This window comes from Mesorhizobium sp. M1027 (assembly GCF_040318745.1).
Classification (GTDB): Bacteria; Pseudomonadota; Alphaproteobacteria; order Rhizobiales; family Rhizobiaceae; genus Mesorhizobium.
The window spans coordinates 244,678-262,215 of sequence record NZ_JAMYMW010000008.1; the positions used below are offsets into that span (position 1 = coordinate 244,678).

Sequence of the window (17,538 nt, forward strand, 5' to 3'; positions counted from 1 at the left end):
CTTGGTCCTCAATCGTCTCGCTCCGGCCGGGGGTTCAGCGCCAGCAGCGTTTCGCGGGCGCGGTCGAGAAAGGCGCGGCGTTCCTCACCAGGTTGAATGGCGATCGGCGCCCCGAAGACGACGCGGCAGAGCAGCGGCACCGGTACGAATTGCCCCTTGGGCAGCACCCGCGACATGTTCTCGATCCAGCAGGGGATGAGCTCGACATCGGGTCGCGCCATCGACAGATTGTAGAGGCCGGAGCGGAACGGCAGGAGCGGTTCGTCGGTCATGTTGCGTGTGCCTTCGGGAAACAGGATCAGCGAATGGCCCTGGTCAAGCACCGACAGCATGATCGAGATCGGGTGCTGCGTTTCATCCGTCCACTGCCGGTGGATCAGCACGGAAGACAGCATGTCCTCGGCAATGAACCGGCGCAGCCGCGTCTTGCCCCAATAATCGGCGGCCGCCACCGCATGGGTACGGGCGCGTTCCTTCTCGCTGAGGCAGGCCGACAGCAGGATGAAATCGCCGTGGCTGGCATGGTTGGCGAAGTAGATGCGCTGCCGGTCCGATGGCTGGCTGCCGTTCCAGATCGGCCGCACGCCGGTGACCGCCCAGGCCAGCGCCGACAGGCCGACCGAGGTCACCGTCTGCAGCAGGGTATAGGTGCTGACGCGAAGCTTTGTCATGGACGGGCTCAAAAGAATGCCGCGACGAGCGAGGCCGCCGCGAACAGGCCGAACGCGATACGCTGCTTGGCGAGCAGGCGGCGCGTGCCGGCCATCCGCTGCTCGAGCGAGCGGCCGCCGGCAGCCGTGGACTTCAGCCGCATGCGCACCAGCACGTCGTCGATCGCCGCGCCGCCGCCTGCCTCGCTGACGTGGCTGGCCATCAACCGAAACAGCAGCGCGTCGAACAAAAGCAGGGCCGAGAGAATGATTGTGGCTATGGCACTTGCGGCGGCGATCAGCCAGGCTACCGCGGACAGCGACGATGTTTGCGGCGCAGCCGCCAGGCCGATGACTGGCGCCGCCAGGAAGGCAGCAGCAATCAGCAGCAGCGGCCATGCCACCTGCACCATCAGCCCGGCAGCGAACGCTTCGGCCCTGTCACGATAGGCGGTCATGCCGGTGCGTCCGTGGAAAGATGCACCGGCCGGCCCGCGGCGGCGAGCTTGCCTCGCGCCTGATCGGGCGTGGCGGCCCGGCCGCTGGCGACCAGCCATTCGGCGACCACGGCGGCGCTGCGTTGGAAGCCGAGCGCACAGCAGACCAGCACCGCGCCCTGCTTCTGCGCCGCCTCGATCGCCGCCACCGCTTGCGCACGCGCCTCGCGAGACGGCGGCAAAAGGTCGACCATGGGCAGGCTCACCCAGCGGATCGAGGTGCCGCGCGGCCTTTCCAATTCGCCGGCAAGGTCGATCACCGTGCCGAAAGGGTCGGCTTCGGCGGCGGTTGGAAAACGGCCAAGGGAAACACCGTCGGCAACGACGATATGCGCCGGAAGCTTTCGCGTCCATGCCCACACATTGGCCTTGGCGCCAAGGCGGTAGGGCCAAAGCAGTAGACGGCTGGCCAGCGACACGCGGCCATCGGCCGTTTTCTGGAACACTTTGGCGCCGGCGCCGGCATAGGCGAAAGCGACTATGGCCAGCGCCAGTGCCAGCCACAACAGGATGAGCCACAGCGCCGAGACCAACGCGCCGGCAGCGGCGCCGGCCAGGGCAAGGCTTGCGCCGAGCGCATAGAACAGCGCCAACCGCCGCGCCTTCGGGTCAGCGCTCAGGCGGAAGCCGGTGAACGGCAGCTCGCTGTCGCGCGGAAACAGCCACAGGGCGAAAAGGCCGAGCAGCGCGCCGGTCGGAATGTCAATGAAATGGTGCTGCCACGTCGTCAGCACCGAGGCGCCGATCAGGAAACACCAGACATGCCAGGCGAAGCCGGCGATGCCGGTAAATCTGTAACGCCAATGGTCCCAGATGATGACCAGCAGCGCGATATGCAGCGACGGCGCCTGGTTGAAGGGTTTGTCGAAGCCGCCGAGCACGGCGAACATGAAGCCGGGCAGGCCGCTCGTCTGCGGGCGCACGAAGGTCGCAGTCAGCGGGAACAGGATGAAGCAGGCGACGGCGACGAGCTGCGCCGTCAGATAGCGGCCGGCAAGGCGGTCGACGCCGCTCTTCGAATTGTTCAACAGCAGCGACAAGCCATAGAACAGGTTGATCGACCAGTAGGGCACGATCGTCCAGGCAAGGAACGGGATGCCATGCTCCCAGCCGAAGACGATGCTGCCGACATCCTCGCGCCGCGACGCCAGCCAATTGGCGAAGCCGTAGGTGGCGTAGAAGAACGGCGCCAGAAATGCCAGCCACAATGCGGCGCGCAGGACGATCCCGGGATACGGCTCGCGCGGCAAGGCCGGAAGGGCAGGGGCATCGCGAGGTAAGGCAGAGGCAGGCAAGTCCATGTTCAGACGCGCCGCGCGACCGAAACGGTGAAGATGCCCCACTGGTCGGTGCGCTGGTCGAGCTTCTCGAAGCCGGCGGCCGCCACCAGCTGGTCCATCTCGGCCTGCGTGCGGCGGCGCATCACCCAGGCCTGGCCGCCGCGATGCGAGGTCAGACTGCGCGCGATCATCTCGAGCTGCGGATGCCAGGGCTGGTTGGTATAGACGAGCAGGCTTCCCGGCTGCATGGCGCTGGCCAGTCCACCGAGCGAGCGGGCGATCACGGCATTGTCGGAAAACAACTCGTAGAGCCCCGAGACGATGGCGAGATCCGGCGCCGGGTCGAGCCCGGCCAGCATCGTGGCGTCGAAGGCGTCACCTTGATGGAAAGTGACGCTCGCCGGCAGCTGGCGCTCGGCGATCAGCTTGCGGCCGAGCGAGACGTTGAGCTCGCAGAAATCCTGCAGCCGTACGCTTGCCGGCGGCTCGGCGCATTTCTGCACGGCATCGAGCACGTAGCGGCCATGGCCGGCGGCGACATCGACGATATGGACCGGCCGGCCGGCGGCCTTGAGCGAGGCGGCGGCGCTGCCGATCAGTTCTTCCAGATGCAGCTTGCGCTGGCGGATGCCGCGCCAGCCGATGGCATCGAGAAAGGTGCGGTCGATCATGCGGCCGATGGGGCTGATGCCCCGCGCCTCGTTCTCGTAGACATAGTCGAGCGTCGAGCCCGAATCGAAGCCGGTGACAATCCCCGTCTTCATACCGGACGACAGCCAGGCGCCCATGCGGATCGAAGCGCGGCTCATTGCCCAGTAGAGGCCCCATAGCGACAGCAGCGGCAGCGGCGAGGTAAGCCGGTCGGCCTCGTCGCGCGTGTAGCCGGCGCGGTCGGCCTCGGTCAGGTCGATTGGCTTTTCCGACGCCGCGAATTGCTTTTCAAGGAAAGGCCTGATCAGGTCGAGTGCCTTGTGGCGGTCGCGCTCGCCCAGCGTGTCGTGGAAGAAGCCGGGCAGCACATGCCGCTCCTTGGCCGGGCTCGCCAGATTGACGAAAAACTCGTGCTGCGGTTCATGCCGCACCACCCAGTCACTGCCGGAGATCAGAAGCTGTGTCGGCACGGTGATGGCGCGGGCGTCGGCGACGATGCGCGCGGCATGGCCGTAGAGCTCGACCAGGATGTTGGAGGCGATCGGCCGGGTGATCAGCGGGTCGGCGTCGAAGGAGGCGATACGCTCGGGGTCATGCGTCAGGAATTTCGCCTTGACGTAGGAATTCACGAAGAAGCGGCCCTTCAGCTTCTGCCACAATGCAATGCCTCGCTTGGCGAAGGGCACGTAGAGCTTGACCGAGAAGGCTGGCGAGGCCAGCACCAGGGCGCGAATGTCGGGCGCGTAATCGTGCACCCAGGCGGCGGCAAGCACGGCGCCGAAGGATTGCGCGATCAGCGCGATGTCGCGCCGGGCAAAGCCGTCGCTGTCGATCTCGCGCACAAAACAATCGATGTCGCGCACCAGCGCGGCAAACGACGGCGCATAGCCGCGTTCGCCGGCGGAGCGGCCATTGCCGCGTGCGTCCCACGCATAGAAGGCGTGGTCGGGCATCTGGAACTCGTCGACCAGATGCGCCATACGGCCGCCATGCTCGTGGCCGCGGTGGAACAGCAGGATGGCGCCCTTGCGGTTTTCCGACAGCGCCGGCCAATAGCGATAGAAGATCTCTGTGCCATCGTGGCTCTTGAAGCTGCGCTCCTGCGCCACCCGTTCGATATTGACTGAAGCCACCGCGGCAACCGTCTGTTGGTGAAGCATGTTGTTCTCCCTGGCGAGACCGGAATTCAGCTACCGCTCCCGTTAAGGCCGCTGCGTATCCGGTTGATGGCGGTCGCCAGCGAGAGTGTAGCCATGGCCGGAAACACGAGCGGCGTGAGCGCCGGGACCCACAGGCCGGACGCGATAAGCACCGCGAGGATGCCAAGCGCCAGCGCCCGGTCGCTTTTGCCGAACGGGCCGGCATAGTTGCGCCCAGCTCCGGCCGCGATGCCGAGCACGCCGGCGAATTCCGCGATCACAGCCGCGATAGCGAATGCAACGACGCCCCAGGCAGGAAAAATGACGGTAAAGGCCAGGATCAAAGCGAGATCGGAGACGACATCACAAAGCTCGTTGAGATACATGCCGAGCGTCGAGGCCTGGCCATGTTCCCTTGCAAGCATGCCGTCAATGGCGTTTAGCGCCATTCGCGTAAACAGCACGAGCGGCATCAGCAGAAAGACCGCGCGGCGGCCTGCAAGGGCTGCCACCGCAAGGCCGGCGGCGAGCGAGAGGGCAGCGGCCAGCAGTGTGATCTGGTTGGCGGTGACGCCGGCCTTGGCCAGGCCGTCGGCAAGCGGCCGCAGCCTGGCCTGGAAGGCCGGTTTCAGCGCATAAAGCGTCGGCATGTGCGAACCCCCCGGCCGCGGTGCAAATGATGTTGGCGAGGATGGTCAATTGGCGCGCAAGACGCAAGGGCGGCGCCCTGCCACTTTCCGACATCCGGGTATGTCGGCGCTAGCTTTCCCTGCCATTGTCGACCGGGAACCGTGCTGGCAAGCTTTCTTCGGCCGTGGCCCAGGCGCGACTATGATAACGCCGCAGGACGAGAATGCATGTCGCGAAGACCGCCAGCCCGCAAATCACGCCGGGCGACATGCCTCCGCCGAAAGCGGACTTAACAACGATGCCGGTGAAGGCGCCGGCGATGGCGCCGTTGATCGTGCCCACCATCCCAGCGGTGGTCATGAAATATTGCAGCGGCGAGGGGCGGAGGCCCTTGTCGACCAGCACCGCCGAGAGGTCGTCATGCGTGGAGTTGACAAGGTATCTTTGCAGGACCGGCGCCAGCTCGACGAAATAGTGGCGGATCCTGGCCATGCCGCGGGCATGCACCATGTCCTCGATGGCAATCTGCACAGCGCGCACGAAGGTGACCAGGCCGATGAAGAAAAGGCAAGGTAGCAAGATAAGACTGAACAACACGAACGGCCTGCCCATCTCCGTGACCTGGGCGACGAAGGACAAGGCAATCGTTGCGCTCGAGACCGAGGTCAGGAACAGCTCGGCTCGCTGGTTCGCTTCCTGAATGGTCGCGGCGCGAGCGTTTTGCAGCACGAAATGCTCGGTCGTCAGGCACTGCAAGACTTGCTGCGCCTGGTCAGGCGGAACCGGAGCGTCGGGAGAACGGGTCATCGACATTGCCCGCTTCTGCCCGCCGGAACCGGCAGGGCAGAAGCGGGCGTCGTCCTGCTGCGAGCCATCAGGACTTGCCGTTGCCGCCGTTGATGGCGATACGCTTGGCCTTGGCCTGAGCGCGCTCCGTCTTCGGCAGCGTCACGCTGAGCACGCCGTTCCGGAACGCGGCGTTGACCTTGTCTTCGTCGACTTCGTAGCCGAGCGGGATACGCCGCTCGAAACGGCCATAGAAGCGTTCGGAGAACTGCCTGTCCTTGTCCTCGGTCTCTTCACGCTTCTCGCCGCGCAGCGTCAGCACGCCGTCATCGAGCAGCAGCTCGACGTCTTTCTCGTCCATGCCGGGGATCTCGGCGGTGACGCGGATCTCCTTTTCGCTATCGGAGATTTCGACATTCGGCCAGCTGGCGCGGGCCGCGGCGAAGCCACCGAGCGACGGCAGCCCCGTGTCGAAGCCGCGGAACGCCTCGTCGAACAGACGGTTCATTTCGCGATGCAGCGTCAGGAAGGGATCGCGATCGCCGCTGCGGAACAGGCTGGGGGCCTGATTGTTCTCCCGGCCCCAGGGAATGAGATCACGAATAGCCATTGCATAGTCTCCTTTCTCGACTGGTTCGTTCAGGCAGCCTGCTTGTTTGCTTCGACCTGCGCGGCCTTCGGCCCGGTCTTCGGCGAGGCGACATCGGTCGCGATGGCGATGCGCCGAGGCTTCATCTCCTCGGGCACCTCACGTACCAGATCGATGCTGAGCAGACCGTTGTCGAGCGAGGCGCCTGCGACCTTGACGTGATCGGCAAGCTCGAAACGGCGGGTAAAGGGCCGTGTGGCGAGGCCATGATGCAGATACTCCGCGTTGTCCGGCTCGTTATGCTGGCCGGAGACAATCAGGAGGTTGGGTTCATGAATGATTTCGAGGTCGTCCTCGGAAAAGCCAGCGACGGCGATAGTGACGCCGTAGTTGTTCTCGCTGCTGCGCGCGATGTCATAGGGCGGCCAGGCGTCGAAAGCCTGCGGCGCATTTTCCAGCAGGTTGAAGACGCGGTCGAAGCCGATGCTCGACCGATAGAGCGGGGAAAAGTCGAATGCGGTTCTCATAGCTACATCCTCCATCGAGCAACATAGATACGAGGAGCGCCAAAGAGCTGGCGCTCCCTGGTTTCCCCGGCCCCATTTCGGCGACCGGTGCCATCGATCTGGTTATTGTCCGCCGCAAGTCAAGACCCCGGTGGCTCTCGCGTTGCCGGTTTTTTTGGGCCGGTGTCGGTTCGGCGAGGCTGCCACTCTCGCACAAGTGGGGGATGTCCGGCAGGAGATTGCCTGTTTGGCTTCAATCGCCAACGCCGAGTTCCCCGGCCGGTTATTGTCTGCCGCAGGTCAAGACCCAGATTCTTGTGTTGCCGGGCCCATTCCCGGCACTCGCAGATGGAGCTGACCATGACACGCGACGAGATCATTTCCGTGCTGGGCCCGGTCGACGACGCCGTTATCGCCGACATTGCGGCGACGGACGGGACGGTCCAGGAATTGCGTGAGGCCCTGGCCTGGATCGCCGCCGACGAGGCGCTGGTGAACGAAGGCCGACCGCTGCCGACGGCAAGGGTAGCGACGCTAATCGAACTACTGCAAGGGCCGGACGAGGAGGAATAACCGCTGTTGCCGCGATGCTCTTGAACCGCGCAAAGGGACGAACCATGTCCTTCAGCGGCGCCGGCTGGTCGCCGGTCCCAGCATGACGTTGCTTGCTCAAACAAGAAGACGATCAGAAAACAAGGAGGAAGTGATGGACGACGTCCGCTTCGCCGAGCCGATCACGTTGAAATTCCAATCCAGCGAGCGCAAGGTCGCCAGTAGTTGGGAAGCCATCGAATGCATGCGTCAGCAGTGGCCGGACCGTGCACGCGGCCGGAGTTGGCGCGCCGCCTATCGGGCCTGCCGCGACGCGCTCGACGGCTGGCGCACCGCGCGAGATGCGCGCAAGGCCTTCGTCAGGGCGGCGCGCAACGCGGGATTGCTCGCCTGCGAGACTGTCGACCACGCCCGGCTAGCCCGGACCCCTCCGATATTGTGAGATCTAAAACAAGTGGGGGAGAGGCAACTGCCCTTTCCCCCCTCGAGAGACTTTGTCCGCTGTCTAGCGGCAGATCGGCTTGCTCCTCAGTGGACGGTGATAATGCCGTTTACGGCCCGCCATTCGGAGGGCTGGATCAGGTGATGATGGGCTACGCGCACCGAATGCAGCGGGCCTTCGATTTCGCGCTCCCACAAATCGAGGAAATGCTTCAGCGTCGGGAAATCGGGGGCAATATCGTATTCCTGCCAGATATAGAGTTGCAGCAGGCTCCGATGATCGGGCAGGCGGTAGTGGATCTCCGCCGTGGTAAGACCAAACCCTTGCATCTGGAGCTGAAAGTCCCTGCTGGTCATGCGATCGTCCTTTCCGTTGAAATCTCGGTCCGTTGAAATCTCGGTCTGCAAAACGCCTCGCCTTCCACATAGGTTCCCGCCGCCACGAGCGGCTCCGAACGGGCGGCATTTTGAAATATCGCGCCAAAATTTGAGCCGCACTTTAGCTGAGAGCGGCTAATGTGCGAACGATTACAGTGCATTGGCACTCTCATGCGTCGAGTGCTAAAATTTTTGCGTGACCCTCTTGAAAGCAGAAAAAAGCGCGACTAGTTCGTATGCGCGCGATGCCTGATGAAGGGGTCGCGCACCCCGTGCCGGGCCGATATTGCCGGTTCGGTCAGGAGGATCTTCGAAAATCTGTTTGTCCCGAGAGGAGAACGACATGACGTTCCGTCCATTGCACGACCGTATCCTGGTCCGCCGTATCGAGGTCGACGAGAAGACCGCCGGCGGCATCATCATCCCCGACACCGCCAAGGAGAAGCCGCAGGAGGGCGAGGTCATTGCCGCCGGTCCAGGCGCGCGCGACGACAGCGGCCAATTGCAGCCGCTCGACGTCAAGGTCGGCGACCGCATCCTGTTCGGCAAATGGTCCGGCACCGAGATCAAGCTCAATGGCGAGGATCTGCTCATCATGAAAGAGAGCGACGTGCTGGGCGTTATCGAGGGCGCCGGCGAGATGAAGAAGGCTGCCTGAGTGGGCCTGAACAAGCATTCCAGTCAACGAAGCTGCCTATCGAAGGAGTGATCCAATGGCTGCCAAAGATGTGAAATTTCATACCGAAGCCCGCGAGAAGATGCTGCGCGGCGTCAACATCCTCGCCGACGCGGTGAGGGTGACGCTCGGTCCCAAGGGCCGCAACGTCGTCCTCGACAAGTCGTTCGGCGCGCCGCGCATCACCAAGGACGGCGTCACCGTGGCGAAGGAGATCGAGCTCGAGGACAAGTTCGAGAATATGGGCGCACAGATGGTGCGCGAGGTGGCTTCGAAGACCAGCGACGTCGCCGGCGACGGCACCACGACCGCGACCGTTCTGGCGCAGTCGATCGTCCAGGAAGGCGCCAAGGCGGTTGCCGCCGGCATGAACCCGATGGACCTGAAGCGCGGTATCGACAAGGCGGTCGAAGCCGTGGTCGCCGAACTCAAGGCCAATGCCCGCAAGGTGACCAGGAACGACGAAATCGCCCAGGTCGGCACCATCTCGGCCAATGGCGACGCCGAGATCGGGCGCTTCCTCGCCGAAGCGATGGAAAAGGTCGGCAATGAGGGCGTCATTACCGTCGAAGAAGCCAAGACCGCCGAGACGGAGCTCGAAGTCGTCGAAGGCATGCAGTTCGACCGCGGCTATCTCAGCCCCTATTTCATCACCAATCAGGACAAGATGCGCGTCGAGCTCGACGAGCCCTATGTGCTGATCCACGAGAAGAAGCTGTCCAACCTGCAGGCGCTGCTTCCGGTGCTGGAGGCGGTGGTGCAGTCGTCCAAGCCGCTGCTGATCATCGCCGAGGACGTCGAGGGCGAGGCGCTGGCGACGCTGGTCGTCAACAAGCTGCGCGGCGGCCTGAAGGTCGCGGCCGTCAAGGCTCCGGGCTTCGGCGATCGCCGCAAGGCCATGCTGGAGGATATTGCCATCCTGACCGGCGGCACGGCAATCAGCGAGGATCTCGGCATCAAGCTCGAGAACGTCATGCTCAACATGCTCGGCCGCGCCAAGAAGGTGGTGGTCGAGAAGGAAAACACCACGATCGTCGACGGTGCCGGCTCGAAGAGCGAAATCCAGGGCCGGGTCTCCCAGATCAAGGCGCAGATCGAGGAGACCACATCCGACTATGATCGCGAGAAGCTGCAGGAGCGGCTGGCCAAGCTCGCCGGTGGCGTCGCCGTCATCCGCGTCGGCGGCTCGACCGAGGTAGAGGTCAAGGAGCGCAAGGATCGGGTCGACGACGCCATGCATGCCACCCGTGCCGCGGTCGAGGAGGGCATCCTGCCCGGCGGTGGCGTGGCGCTGCTGCGGGCGGCAAAGGCGCTCGACAATATTCAGGTCGACAATCCCGACCAGAAGACCGGTGTCGAAATCGTGCGTCGCGCGATCGAGGCTCCGGTGCGCCAGATTGCCGAGAATGCCGGCGCCGAAGGCTCGATCATCGTCGGTAAGCTGCGCGAAAAGCAGGAGTTCTCGTTCGGCTGGAACGCGCAGACCGGCGACTATGGCGATCTCTTCGGCCAGGGCGTCATCGATCCGGCCAAGGTGGTGCGCACCGCTCTGCAGGATGCCGCTTCCGTCGCCGGCCTGCTGGTGACGACCGAGGCGATGGTGGCCGAGAAGCCGAAGAAGGAAGCTGGCGCGCCGGCAATGCCCGGCGGTGGCGGCATGGACTTCTAAAGCCAGGCTTCCAAAGCGCGACTTCGAAACGGCAGATGGACCGTGTCCGCCAAAAGCGGGCACGGTCTTGCCGGTCCGGGACTAATGCTGAGCAGGTGTTGCCATGGATATGATGGACAGTTTTGGAAAGATGGCGGCGCCGACCCGCCCGAAAAACGATCTCAACTATGAAGCCGACTGCAGGGCGGCGCTGGCGCCGTTGGTCGACGGCTTGCTGCACATGGCCGAGTCGGCCGGCTGGGACCGCCGCAAGGCGGCCTACACGCTGATGTTTCTGTCGGCTCAACGCGTGGGGGCCGGCACGGAGGAGCGCAAATGATCGCGGCGCGGATGCGCGAATGCCTGCGCCTGCTGCGGTGGTCGGAAAACGATTTCGCCGAAGAGGCGGGATACCCGCTCGCCAAGGCAAAGGCGTGGCTCTACGGGCGCGAACATCCGCCGCTGGGCGTGGCGGCCTGGCTCGAGGCGCTGGTCAAGGTGCATCGGCTGCTGCCGCGGCCGGGCATGCCCTCGATTGGGTCCAACTCGCAGATCGGTGCCATCGTTTCGCAGGCGGCCCTCGAGGATCGAAGCGCCCGCGCGGTTGAGTTCCGAAAGGAGCCGATTGAGCCAGGAAAGGAGAGTGTCATGGATCGTGCTTCGTTCGACAAGCCGGTTACTATCCTCACCGGCCTCGGTACACCGACGAAGATAGAAAGCGCGGCTGAGGCCTATGCACTTTTGGCTGAATGGCCGGCAGCGAGCCGGACGGCCGCGCATGACATCGCCGCAAAAGCGTGCCGTGCAGCACTGGAAGGAGAGATCGACGCCGAAACGGCGCGCGCCACCTTCGTTGCCTTCGCCCGCCGCAACGACCTGCTTGCGCCGCAGACGAACGGGATGGTTGCCGGCGAGAGCGTTGCTGGCGCGACCGTTGCCGACTGGGCAACGCGCCCACAGCGCGTCAACGCCCCGGCCTGAGCGAGTGCCAATCTCCCCCCTTGAGGGGGAGATGTCGCCGAAGGCGACAGAGGGGGTCGGCACGTCCTGGCGCGACGCCATATTGGACGAAAGAGAAAGTTGGCGCCCCCCTCTGTCCTGCAGGACATCTCCCCCTCAAGGGGGGAGATTACGCGCTCAGCCGCTTTCGCTTGCTAAGCCATCGGCAGCAGCCGGCGCATGATCAGCAAGGCGTGGCCGCCCACGCCGTGTGCAGCCGGCCGGCGCTCGACGACCTCGAAGCCGTGCTTACGATAGAAGGCGATTGCGCGGTCGTTGCCCTCGATCACTTCCAGGGCGATGCTGGGAATACCCGCGTGCGCGGCAAGAACGGCATGCAGCAGGTCGGCGGCAACACCGGTGCCGTACTCGCTTTTGTCTATATGGAGCCGCTCGAGCATGACCTCGCCCTTGTCGTCCATCGCTGCCATCGCATAACCGGCGAGCGAGCCGTCAGCCCGCTCGGCGACGAAGGACATCTTGTTGTCGTCCCCGAGCTCGGACGCCAGCCGCTCCGGCGCGTGCCTCTCATCCGACAGCCGTGCCGTGGTCTCGGCACCCAGGATCGGCGAATAGGTCTGTCGCCAGGACCCTCCAAGCAGCCGCGACACCGCCGGAACATCCTGTTCGGTCATGGTTCTTATTTGAGGCATCGCCACCTCCCGGGCAGTTTATGGCACCGCAGCGTTCGCTCGGCCATCACCGCCTTACCCGCGATTTCAGCCAGCGGTCGAAGGCCACGGCGAGGATGAGGATCAGGCCGATGACGATGCTTTGCGTGTAGGACGAGACGTTGTTGAACTGCAGCCCGTTCTGCAAGACGCCGATCAGTCCTGCACCGACTACCGTACCGCCGACGCTGCCGATGCCGCCGAACAGCGAGGTGCCGCCGATAACGACCGCCGAGATCACCGTCAGCTCGTAGCCGATGCCGGCGACGGCTTCGGAGGAGTTGAGCCGCGCCGACAAAACGAAGGCGGCAAGGCCGGCGAAGAAGCCGACGATGATGTAGACCGAGATCAGGATGCGGTCGACGCGCAGGCCGGAGAGGCGCGCGGCCTCAGCATTGCCGCCGACTGCATAGACCGCGCGGCCGTAGCGCGTGTAGCGCAGCACGATGTGGCAAAGGATGGCGGCAATCGCGAAGATGATCGCCGGCACCGGCACCGGGCCGATCAGGCCGGTACCGAACCAGCGCATCGAGGCGTCGAAGCCGGAGATCGGGCCGCCATTGGAGATTGTCAAGGTCAGGCCGCGAAACACGGTTAGGCCGCCGAGCGTGACGACGAAGGGCGGCACTTTCAGCCTGGTGATGGCAAAGCCCTGGACGCCGCCGGCCACGGCGCCGACGACGACGGCGGCGAGAAGGGCGGCGAACCAGCCATAGCCCTGCGTGCCCGTTGTCGACAGCGACAGCGTGTTGGCGGTGCCGCCTTTGGCCACCACCGCCGCGACCATGCCGCAGAAGGCGAGCAGCGAGCCGACCGACAGGTCGATGCCGGCGGTGAGGATGACGAAGGTCATGCCGAGCGCGATCAGGCCGGTGATCGAGATCTGGCGCATGATGTTGAACAGGTTGATCGGGTCGATGAAGCTCGGCTTCAGCACAGTGAAGACGACGATCAGCAACGCCAGGAACATCAGCGGGCCGAAGCTCATCAGCAGGCGCGCAATATTGACGCCACCGCGCTGGCTCCGTTCGGTCGTACTGGTCATTGCGTTGCTTCCTGCTTCTGGTCGAGCGCCATCAGTTCCATCAGTTTCTCCTCGGTCGCCTCGACGCCGGGCATCTCGCCGGTAATGCGCCCGCGCCGCATGGTGACGATCCTGTCCGACACTGCAAGCACCTCGGGCAGCTCCGAAGAGATCATCATGATGGCGATGCCGCGCGCGGCGAGTTCCACCAGGATCTGGTGCACTTCCGCCTTGGCGCCGACATCGACGCCGCGCGTCGGTTCATCGACGATCAGCACCTTGGGATCGCGCGCCAGCCAGCGGGCAAGGATCACCTTCTGCTGGTTACCGCCGGACAGGCCCTCGATCGCCTGCTCGGGCGAAGCCATGCGGATCGACAGCATCTTCCTGTAGTTCGCCAGCGCCTCGCGTTCGCGCCGCTCGGCCATGAAACCGACACTGGAGTAGCGGTCGAGCGCGGCGATCGAGAAATTGGTGAGGATGGCGAGTGCTGCGAAGATTGCCTGGTGCTTGCGGTCCTCCGGCACCAGGCCGATGCCGAGCTCGATGGCGTCGGCGGGTGATGCCGGCGCGATCGGCTTGCCGTCGAGCATGATGGTGCCGGCGGCAATGCGGTCGGCACCGAAGATGGCGCGGGCGAGCTCGGTGCGGCCGGAGCCGACGAGCCCGGCGACGCCGAGGATTTCGCCCGCCTTGAGGTCGAGATCGACGCCTTCGAGTACGATGGCGTGCGGCGCCTGCGGATCGCGCACCGTGCGCAGGCCGCGCACAGAGAGCCGGACGTCGCCGGCGACATCGCGCTGCGTCGGCCTGGCATAGAGCTCGGAAGCGGCACGGCCGACCATCTTCTCGATGATCTTCGGCAGCCTGATCGGCCCGCCTTCGCGGTCGAGATGGCCGGCCAGCCTGCCGTCGCGCAGCACGGTCATACGGTCGCAGATCGCCGATGCCTCCTCCAGCCGGTGGGTGACGAACATGATGGCGACGCCATCCTTGCGCAGCCGGTCCATGATCGACATCAGCCTGTGCACTTCGGTCTCGGTCAGCGCCGAGGTCGGCTCGTCCATGATGATCAAGCGGCTCTTCAGCGATAGCGCGCGGGCGATCTCGACCAGCTGCTGCTCGGCCACCGACAGTGCGGAAACCGGCGTCGCCGGGTCGAGATTGAGCCCGACGCGAGCGATGATCGTGCGGGAATCTTCCTCCATTCGCCGCCAACTGACCAGCCCGAACCGGCCGAGCGGCGCGCGGCCGATGAAGATATTCTCCGCCACGGTCAGCGTCGGGATCAGGCTCAGCTCCTGGTAGATTGTTACGATGCCGTGGCGCTTGGCATCCTGCGGATTGTGCGGGCTGAATTCGACACCGTCGAAGACGATGCGGCCGCTGGACGGCGGCATCACGCCGGACAGGATCTTGAGCAGCGTCGATTTGCCGGCTCCGTTCTCGCCGAGCAGGCCGAGGATCTCGCCGGGGCGGACTTCAAGCGAAACGTCGTTCAGCGCGGTGACGCCGGCAAAGCGCTTGGTCACGCCCTCGACGGCGAGCAGGGCGGGCGATGGCGCAATGGCTTCGACTGGCAAAGGATGCTCCTTGAATTGTGGTCCACCCGAAAGGCCACGGGACAGCGCCCCTCTCTGTCGTGCCGGACATCTCCCCCTCCAGGGGGGAGATCGGATGTCACCCAGGCTTTCGCTACTCCGGCGTTGAAGAGAAGGCGACTCGTTGAAACTGCCAATCTCCCCCCTTGAGCGGGAGATGCCCGGCAGGGCAGAGGGGGCGCGACAGAACGCTGCTTTGGCGCTGTGCGCCCTCGGCGCTTACTTCGTCTCGCCCAGCCTCTCCGCCTTGTCGAGATTGTCCTTGCCGATGACGATCGGCGTCAAAAGCACCAGCTTTTCCTTCGGCTCGGTCTTGTCCCTGGCGTAGGCGACCGCGATCTGCACCGCAGTGCGCGATTGTTCGCCGGGGAATTGCTCGACCGTTCCGGCCAGCTTGCCGTCGCGCACGGCGACCAGCGCTTCGGGAAGCGCGTCGAAGCCGTAGATCTTGACGTCGGTGAAGTTGCGCGCCGCGCAGGCTTCAACCGCGCCAAGCGCCATGTCGTCATTGGCGCAGATGATCGCGTCGGGCTTGCCGTTGGCCGCAAGGCCGGCCTCGGTGACGGACAGCGCCTCGGCGCGGGCGAAGTCGGCGGTCTGCTCGAAGATGATCTGGTACTTGTCCTTCATCGGATCGAGGACATTGTGCACACCCTTGTTGCGGTCGATCGCCGGGCCGGCACCGGGCTGGCCCTGCAGATGGAAGATCTTGGCGCCGTTCGGGAACGCCGCCACCATGGCCTGCGCTTCGGCCTCGCCGCCTTTGACATTGTCGGCGCCGACATGGGCGAGGATGCCCTCGACGCCGTCGACGCGGCGGTCGATGGTGACGACGGGAACGCCGGCCTTGACCGCTTCTTCGATGGCTGGGGCCAGCGCGTTGACGTCGAGCGGCGAGATGACGATGGCGTTGACCTTCTGCACGAGTGCCGCCTCGATGTCGGCGGTCTGCTTGGGCGCCGAGTTCTGGCCGTCGCTCTCGATCAGGTTGACGCCCTGCGCCTGGGCTTCCGCCTTGATCTGGTTCAGCATGTGTACGAAGAACGGAAAGCCGAGGCTCGGCACCGAGCCGAGGATGGTCAGCTTGTCCTGGGCAAAAGCCAGTTGCGGAGCGGCCAGCGCCAGGGCGCCCATCGCCGCGGTCGACAGCAGGAATTCACGTCTGTTGATCAATTTAGTCTCCTCCCAGATGAGCGCACGACCCCGGAACCGGAATGGGTTTTCCGGAAGGTTCCTTGCGTCGATTCAAAAATGGAGTGTCCTTCGAGCGCCCAACTCGTGTTTGAAGGGACGCAACGGCGCTCCAGCCGGTCCACCGCGACGTTCTCCTCCGCTCGGTGCCTGCCCAAGGATGCTAGCCAAGGCCGGAGCTTTGCGCAAGAACGGGAGAAGGCAAGACCTACCGATCGATCATTACCATGGTGCGCTCGCCGTAGCGCGGACCGGCGACCTTGCCGGGCGCCAGCGCGTCGTCGAGCACCTGCATCTCGGCTGTGTCGAGCTTGATCGAAGCCGCGGCGACGTTCTCCTCGAGGTACTTTCGGCGCTTGGTGCCGGGGATCGGCACGATGTCGATGCCGAAGCCGCTCCCCTTGTGGAGCAGCCAGGCCAGAGCAATCTGGCCTGGCTTGACGCGCTTGGCCGCGGCGATGTCGAGTACCATGGCTGCCGCCTGCATGTTGGCGTCATAGTTGGCGCCCTGGTAGCGCGGGTCGCCGCGCCGGTAATCGCCCTCTGGATAGTCTTCGGCGCGCCTGACGTCGCCGGTGAGAAAGCCGCGGCCGAGCGGCGAGAACGGCACCAGGCCGATGCCGAGCTCCTTCAGCAGCGGAATGATTTCCGGTTCCAGATTGCGCTCCCATAGCGAGTATTCGCTCTGCACTGCCGACACCGGATGAACGGCATGCGCCCGGCGGATGTTGGCGGCACCGGCTTCCGACAGGCCGAAGAAGCGAACCTTGCCCTGAGCGATCAGCTCGCCGACAGCACCCGCCACATCCTCGATCGGCACCGCCGGATCGACGCGGTGCTGATAGAGGAGGTCGACATGGTCGGTGGCGAGCCTTCTCAGCGAACCTTCCAAAGCCTCGCGGATATGTTCGGGCCGGCTGTCGCGCTCGGTGCCGACTTGCTTGCCGTTTTCAATGCGGAAGCCGAATTTCGTCGCGATCGTCACCTCATCGCGCCGGCCCTTTAGCGCGCGGCCGAGCAGTTCCTCGTTGGTGAACGGCCCGTACACTTCCGCGGTGTCGAGGAAGGTGCAGCCGAGTTCGATGGCGCGGTGCAGCGTGGCGGTCGATTCCGCCTCGTCGGCCGGGCCGTAGGACTGGCTCATGCCCATGCAGCCGAGACCGATTGCCGAGACTTGCAGGCCCTGGCTGCCGAGTTTGCGCATCGTCAATGTCATGTGAAGCTCTCCGGATCAGCATCGCGTTCCAAGCCGCCAGGGCAATATAGCGCACCGGCTCGGTTTCCACAGATCGGGAGGCGCCACCGCGCGCGGCTCGCAGCGACCGCCAAATTGACAGCCGACACGCTCTCGGCCATCCTTAAGGCACGCCGCCTTGCGGCTTGTGCGTGAGTGACCAGCATGGCCAGTTCCGTCGCCAGTCAGAAATCCAAGCGCGCCGCGGTGCGGAACGCGCTCGACCGCCACAAGGTGTACATCACTGCGCAGCGTTTTTCGGCCGGCAGCTACAGCGCGCGCGTGCTGGTCGACGGCGAGGCCTATTGGGTCGACGAATTCCGGCTCAGCCAGCTGCAGCAGGGCCTGTCGCCGGCCGAACTCGAATTGACACCGGCCACGGACGATTGAGCGGC

At 64.8% G+C, this 17,538-nt stretch carries 21 protein-coding genes; 7 read left to right on the forward strand and 14 right to left on the reverse strand.

Features of this window, described 5'->3' with window-relative positions:
- Window positions 1-8: 8 nt before the first annotated feature.
- From NKH50_RS17520 to NKH50_RS17555, 8 genes are all read right to left on the reverse strand, one after another.
- Window positions 9-671: a lysophospholipid acyltransferase family protein gene (locus tag NKH50_RS17520; protein WP_254819667.1), complete on the reverse strand. Its 663-nt coding sequence runs from the start codon at window positions 669-671 to the stop codon at window positions 9-11.
- 8 nt (window positions 672-679) lie between these two features.
- A complete protein-coding gene (locus NKH50_RS17525; protein ID WP_352880106.1) occupies window positions 680-1,108 on the reverse strand; it encodes a hypothetical protein in 429 nt (142 codons plus the stop codon).
- Complete coding sequence (locus tag NKH50_RS17530) at window positions 1,105-2,448, reverse strand: phosphatase PAP2/dual specificity phosphatase family protein (RefSeq protein ID WP_352880108.1); 1,344 nt, start codon at window positions 2,446-2,448, stop codon at window positions 1,105-1,107. The genes NKH50_RS17525 and NKH50_RS17530 overlap by 4 nt, the downstream gene beginning before the upstream one ends.
- Window positions 2,449-2,450: 2 nt before the next feature.
- Window positions 2,451-4,238 (reverse strand): bifunctional alpha/beta hydrolase/class I SAM-dependent methyltransferase, encoded by a 1,788-nt coding sequence (locus NKH50_RS17535; RefSeq protein ID WP_352880110.1) that lies wholly within the window; start codon window positions 4,236-4,238, stop codon window positions 2,451-2,453.
- Window positions 4,239-4,264: 26 nt separating this feature from the next.
- Entirely contained in the window at window positions 4,265-4,867 is a 603-nt protein-coding gene (locus NKH50_RS17540) for a CDP-alcohol phosphatidyltransferase family protein (protein ID WP_352880111.1), read from the reverse strand.
- Window positions 4,868-4,976: 109 nt separating this feature from the next.
- Window positions 4,977-5,654: a hypothetical protein gene (locus tag NKH50_RS17545; RefSeq protein ID WP_352880113.1), complete on the reverse strand. Its 678-nt coding sequence runs from the start codon at window positions 5,652-5,654 to the stop codon at window positions 4,977-4,979.
- A 67-nt stretch (window positions 5,655-5,721) separates the two neighbouring features.
- A complete protein-coding gene (locus NKH50_RS17550; protein WP_352880115.1) occupies window positions 5,722-6,243 on the reverse strand; it encodes an Hsp20/alpha crystallin family protein in 522 nt (173 codons plus the stop codon).
- A 29-nt stretch (window positions 6,244-6,272) separates the two neighbouring features.
- Window positions 6,273-6,749, reverse strand: coding sequence for an Hsp20 family protein (locus NKH50_RS17555; RefSeq protein ID WP_352880117.1), 477 nt, complete (start codon window positions 6,747-6,749; stop codon window positions 6,273-6,275).
- Window positions 6,750-7,088: 339 nt separating this feature from the next.
- On the opposite strand from NKH50_RS17555, the gene NKH50_RS17560 reads away from it, so the two are divergent.
- Complete coding sequence (locus tag NKH50_RS17560) at window positions 7,089-7,301, forward strand: hypothetical protein (protein WP_352475551.1); 213 nt, start codon at window positions 7,089-7,091, stop codon at window positions 7,299-7,301.
- 133 nt (window positions 7,302-7,434) lie between these two features.
- Window positions 7,435-7,722, forward strand: a complete 288-nt coding sequence (locus tag NKH50_RS17565; protein ID WP_352880119.1) for a DUF982 domain-containing protein — start codon at window positions 7,435-7,437, stop codon at window positions 7,720-7,722.
- An 86-nt stretch (window positions 7,723-7,808) separates the two neighbouring features.
- Here the strand turns inward: NKH50_RS17565 and NKH50_RS17570 are convergent, their stop codons facing one another.
- The gene (locus NKH50_RS17570; RefSeq protein WP_352880120.1) at window positions 7,809-8,078 is read right to left on the reverse strand and encodes an usg protein; all 270 of its coding nucleotides are present in this window, start codon (window positions 8,076-8,078) and stop codon (window positions 7,809-7,811) included.
- Window positions 8,079-8,442: 364 nt separating this feature from the next.
- Between NKH50_RS17570 and NKH50_RS17575 the strand changes: the two genes are divergently transcribed.
- From NKH50_RS17575 to NKH50_RS29005, 4 genes are all read left to right on the forward strand, one after another.
- A complete protein-coding gene (locus tag NKH50_RS17575; protein WP_254819656.1) occupies window positions 8,443-8,757 on the forward strand; it encodes a co-chaperone GroES in 315 nt (104 codons plus the stop codon).
- Window positions 8,758-8,812: 55 nt separating this feature from the next.
- Window positions 8,813-10,444: a chaperonin GroEL gene (gene groL / locus NKH50_RS17580; RefSeq protein WP_352880122.1), complete on the forward strand. Its 1,632-nt coding sequence runs from the start codon at window positions 8,813-8,815 to the stop codon at window positions 10,442-10,444.
- Between the two features lie 103 nt (window positions 10,445-10,547).
- Complete coding sequence (locus tag NKH50_RS17585; RefSeq protein WP_352880124.1) at window positions 10,548-10,763, forward strand: hypothetical protein; 216 nt, start codon at window positions 10,548-10,550, stop codon at window positions 10,761-10,763.
- Window positions 10,760-11,404, forward strand: coding sequence for a DUF982 domain-containing protein (locus NKH50_RS29005; protein WP_502906875.1), 645 nt, complete (start codon window positions 10,760-10,762; stop codon window positions 11,402-11,404). Before NKH50_RS17585 ends, NKH50_RS29005 begins: the two co-directional genes overlap by 4 nt.
- Before the next feature lie 173 nt (window positions 11,405-11,577).
- Here NKH50_RS29005 and NKH50_RS17595 read toward each other — a convergent pair whose 3' ends face one another.
- The 5 genes from NKH50_RS17595 to NKH50_RS17615 form a co-directional block, all read right to left on the reverse strand.
- The gene (locus NKH50_RS17595; RefSeq protein ID WP_352880125.1) at window positions 11,578-12,075 is read right to left on the reverse strand and encodes a GNAT family N-acetyltransferase; all 498 of its coding nucleotides are present in this window, start codon (window positions 12,073-12,075) and stop codon (window positions 11,578-11,580) included.
- Window positions 12,076-12,121: 46 nt separating this feature from the next.
- The gene (locus NKH50_RS17600) at window positions 12,122-13,138 is read right to left on the reverse strand and encodes an ABC transporter permease (protein WP_254819652.1); all 1,017 of its coding nucleotides are present in this window, start codon (window positions 13,136-13,138) and stop codon (window positions 12,122-12,124) included.
- On the reverse strand, window positions 13,135-14,700 hold the full coding sequence (locus NKH50_RS17605; protein ID WP_352507795.1) for a sugar ABC transporter ATP-binding protein: 1,566 nt from the start codon (window positions 14,698-14,700) through the stop codon (window positions 13,135-13,137). The genes NKH50_RS17600 and NKH50_RS17605 overlap by 4 nt, the downstream gene beginning before the upstream one ends.
- 237 nt (window positions 14,701-14,937) lie before the next feature.
- Window positions 14,938-15,888, reverse strand: a complete 951-nt coding sequence (locus NKH50_RS17610) for a substrate-binding domain-containing protein (RefSeq protein WP_352880233.1) — start codon at window positions 15,886-15,888, stop codon at window positions 14,938-14,940.
- 229 nt (window positions 15,889-16,117) lie between these two features.
- Entirely contained in the window at window positions 16,118-17,125 is a 1,008-nt protein-coding gene (locus NKH50_RS17615) for an aldo/keto reductase (protein WP_352705273.1), read from the reverse strand.
- Between the two features lie 183 nt (window positions 17,126-17,308).
- On the opposite strand from NKH50_RS17615, the gene NKH50_RS17620 reads away from it, so the two are divergent.
- Window positions 17,309-17,533 carry a hypothetical protein gene (locus tag NKH50_RS17620; protein ID WP_023675682.1) on the forward strand — a complete coding sequence of 75 codons (225 nt, stop codon included), beginning with the start codon at window positions 17,309-17,311 and terminating at the stop codon, window positions 17,531-17,533.
- Window positions 17,534-17,538: the final 5 nt, after the last annotated feature.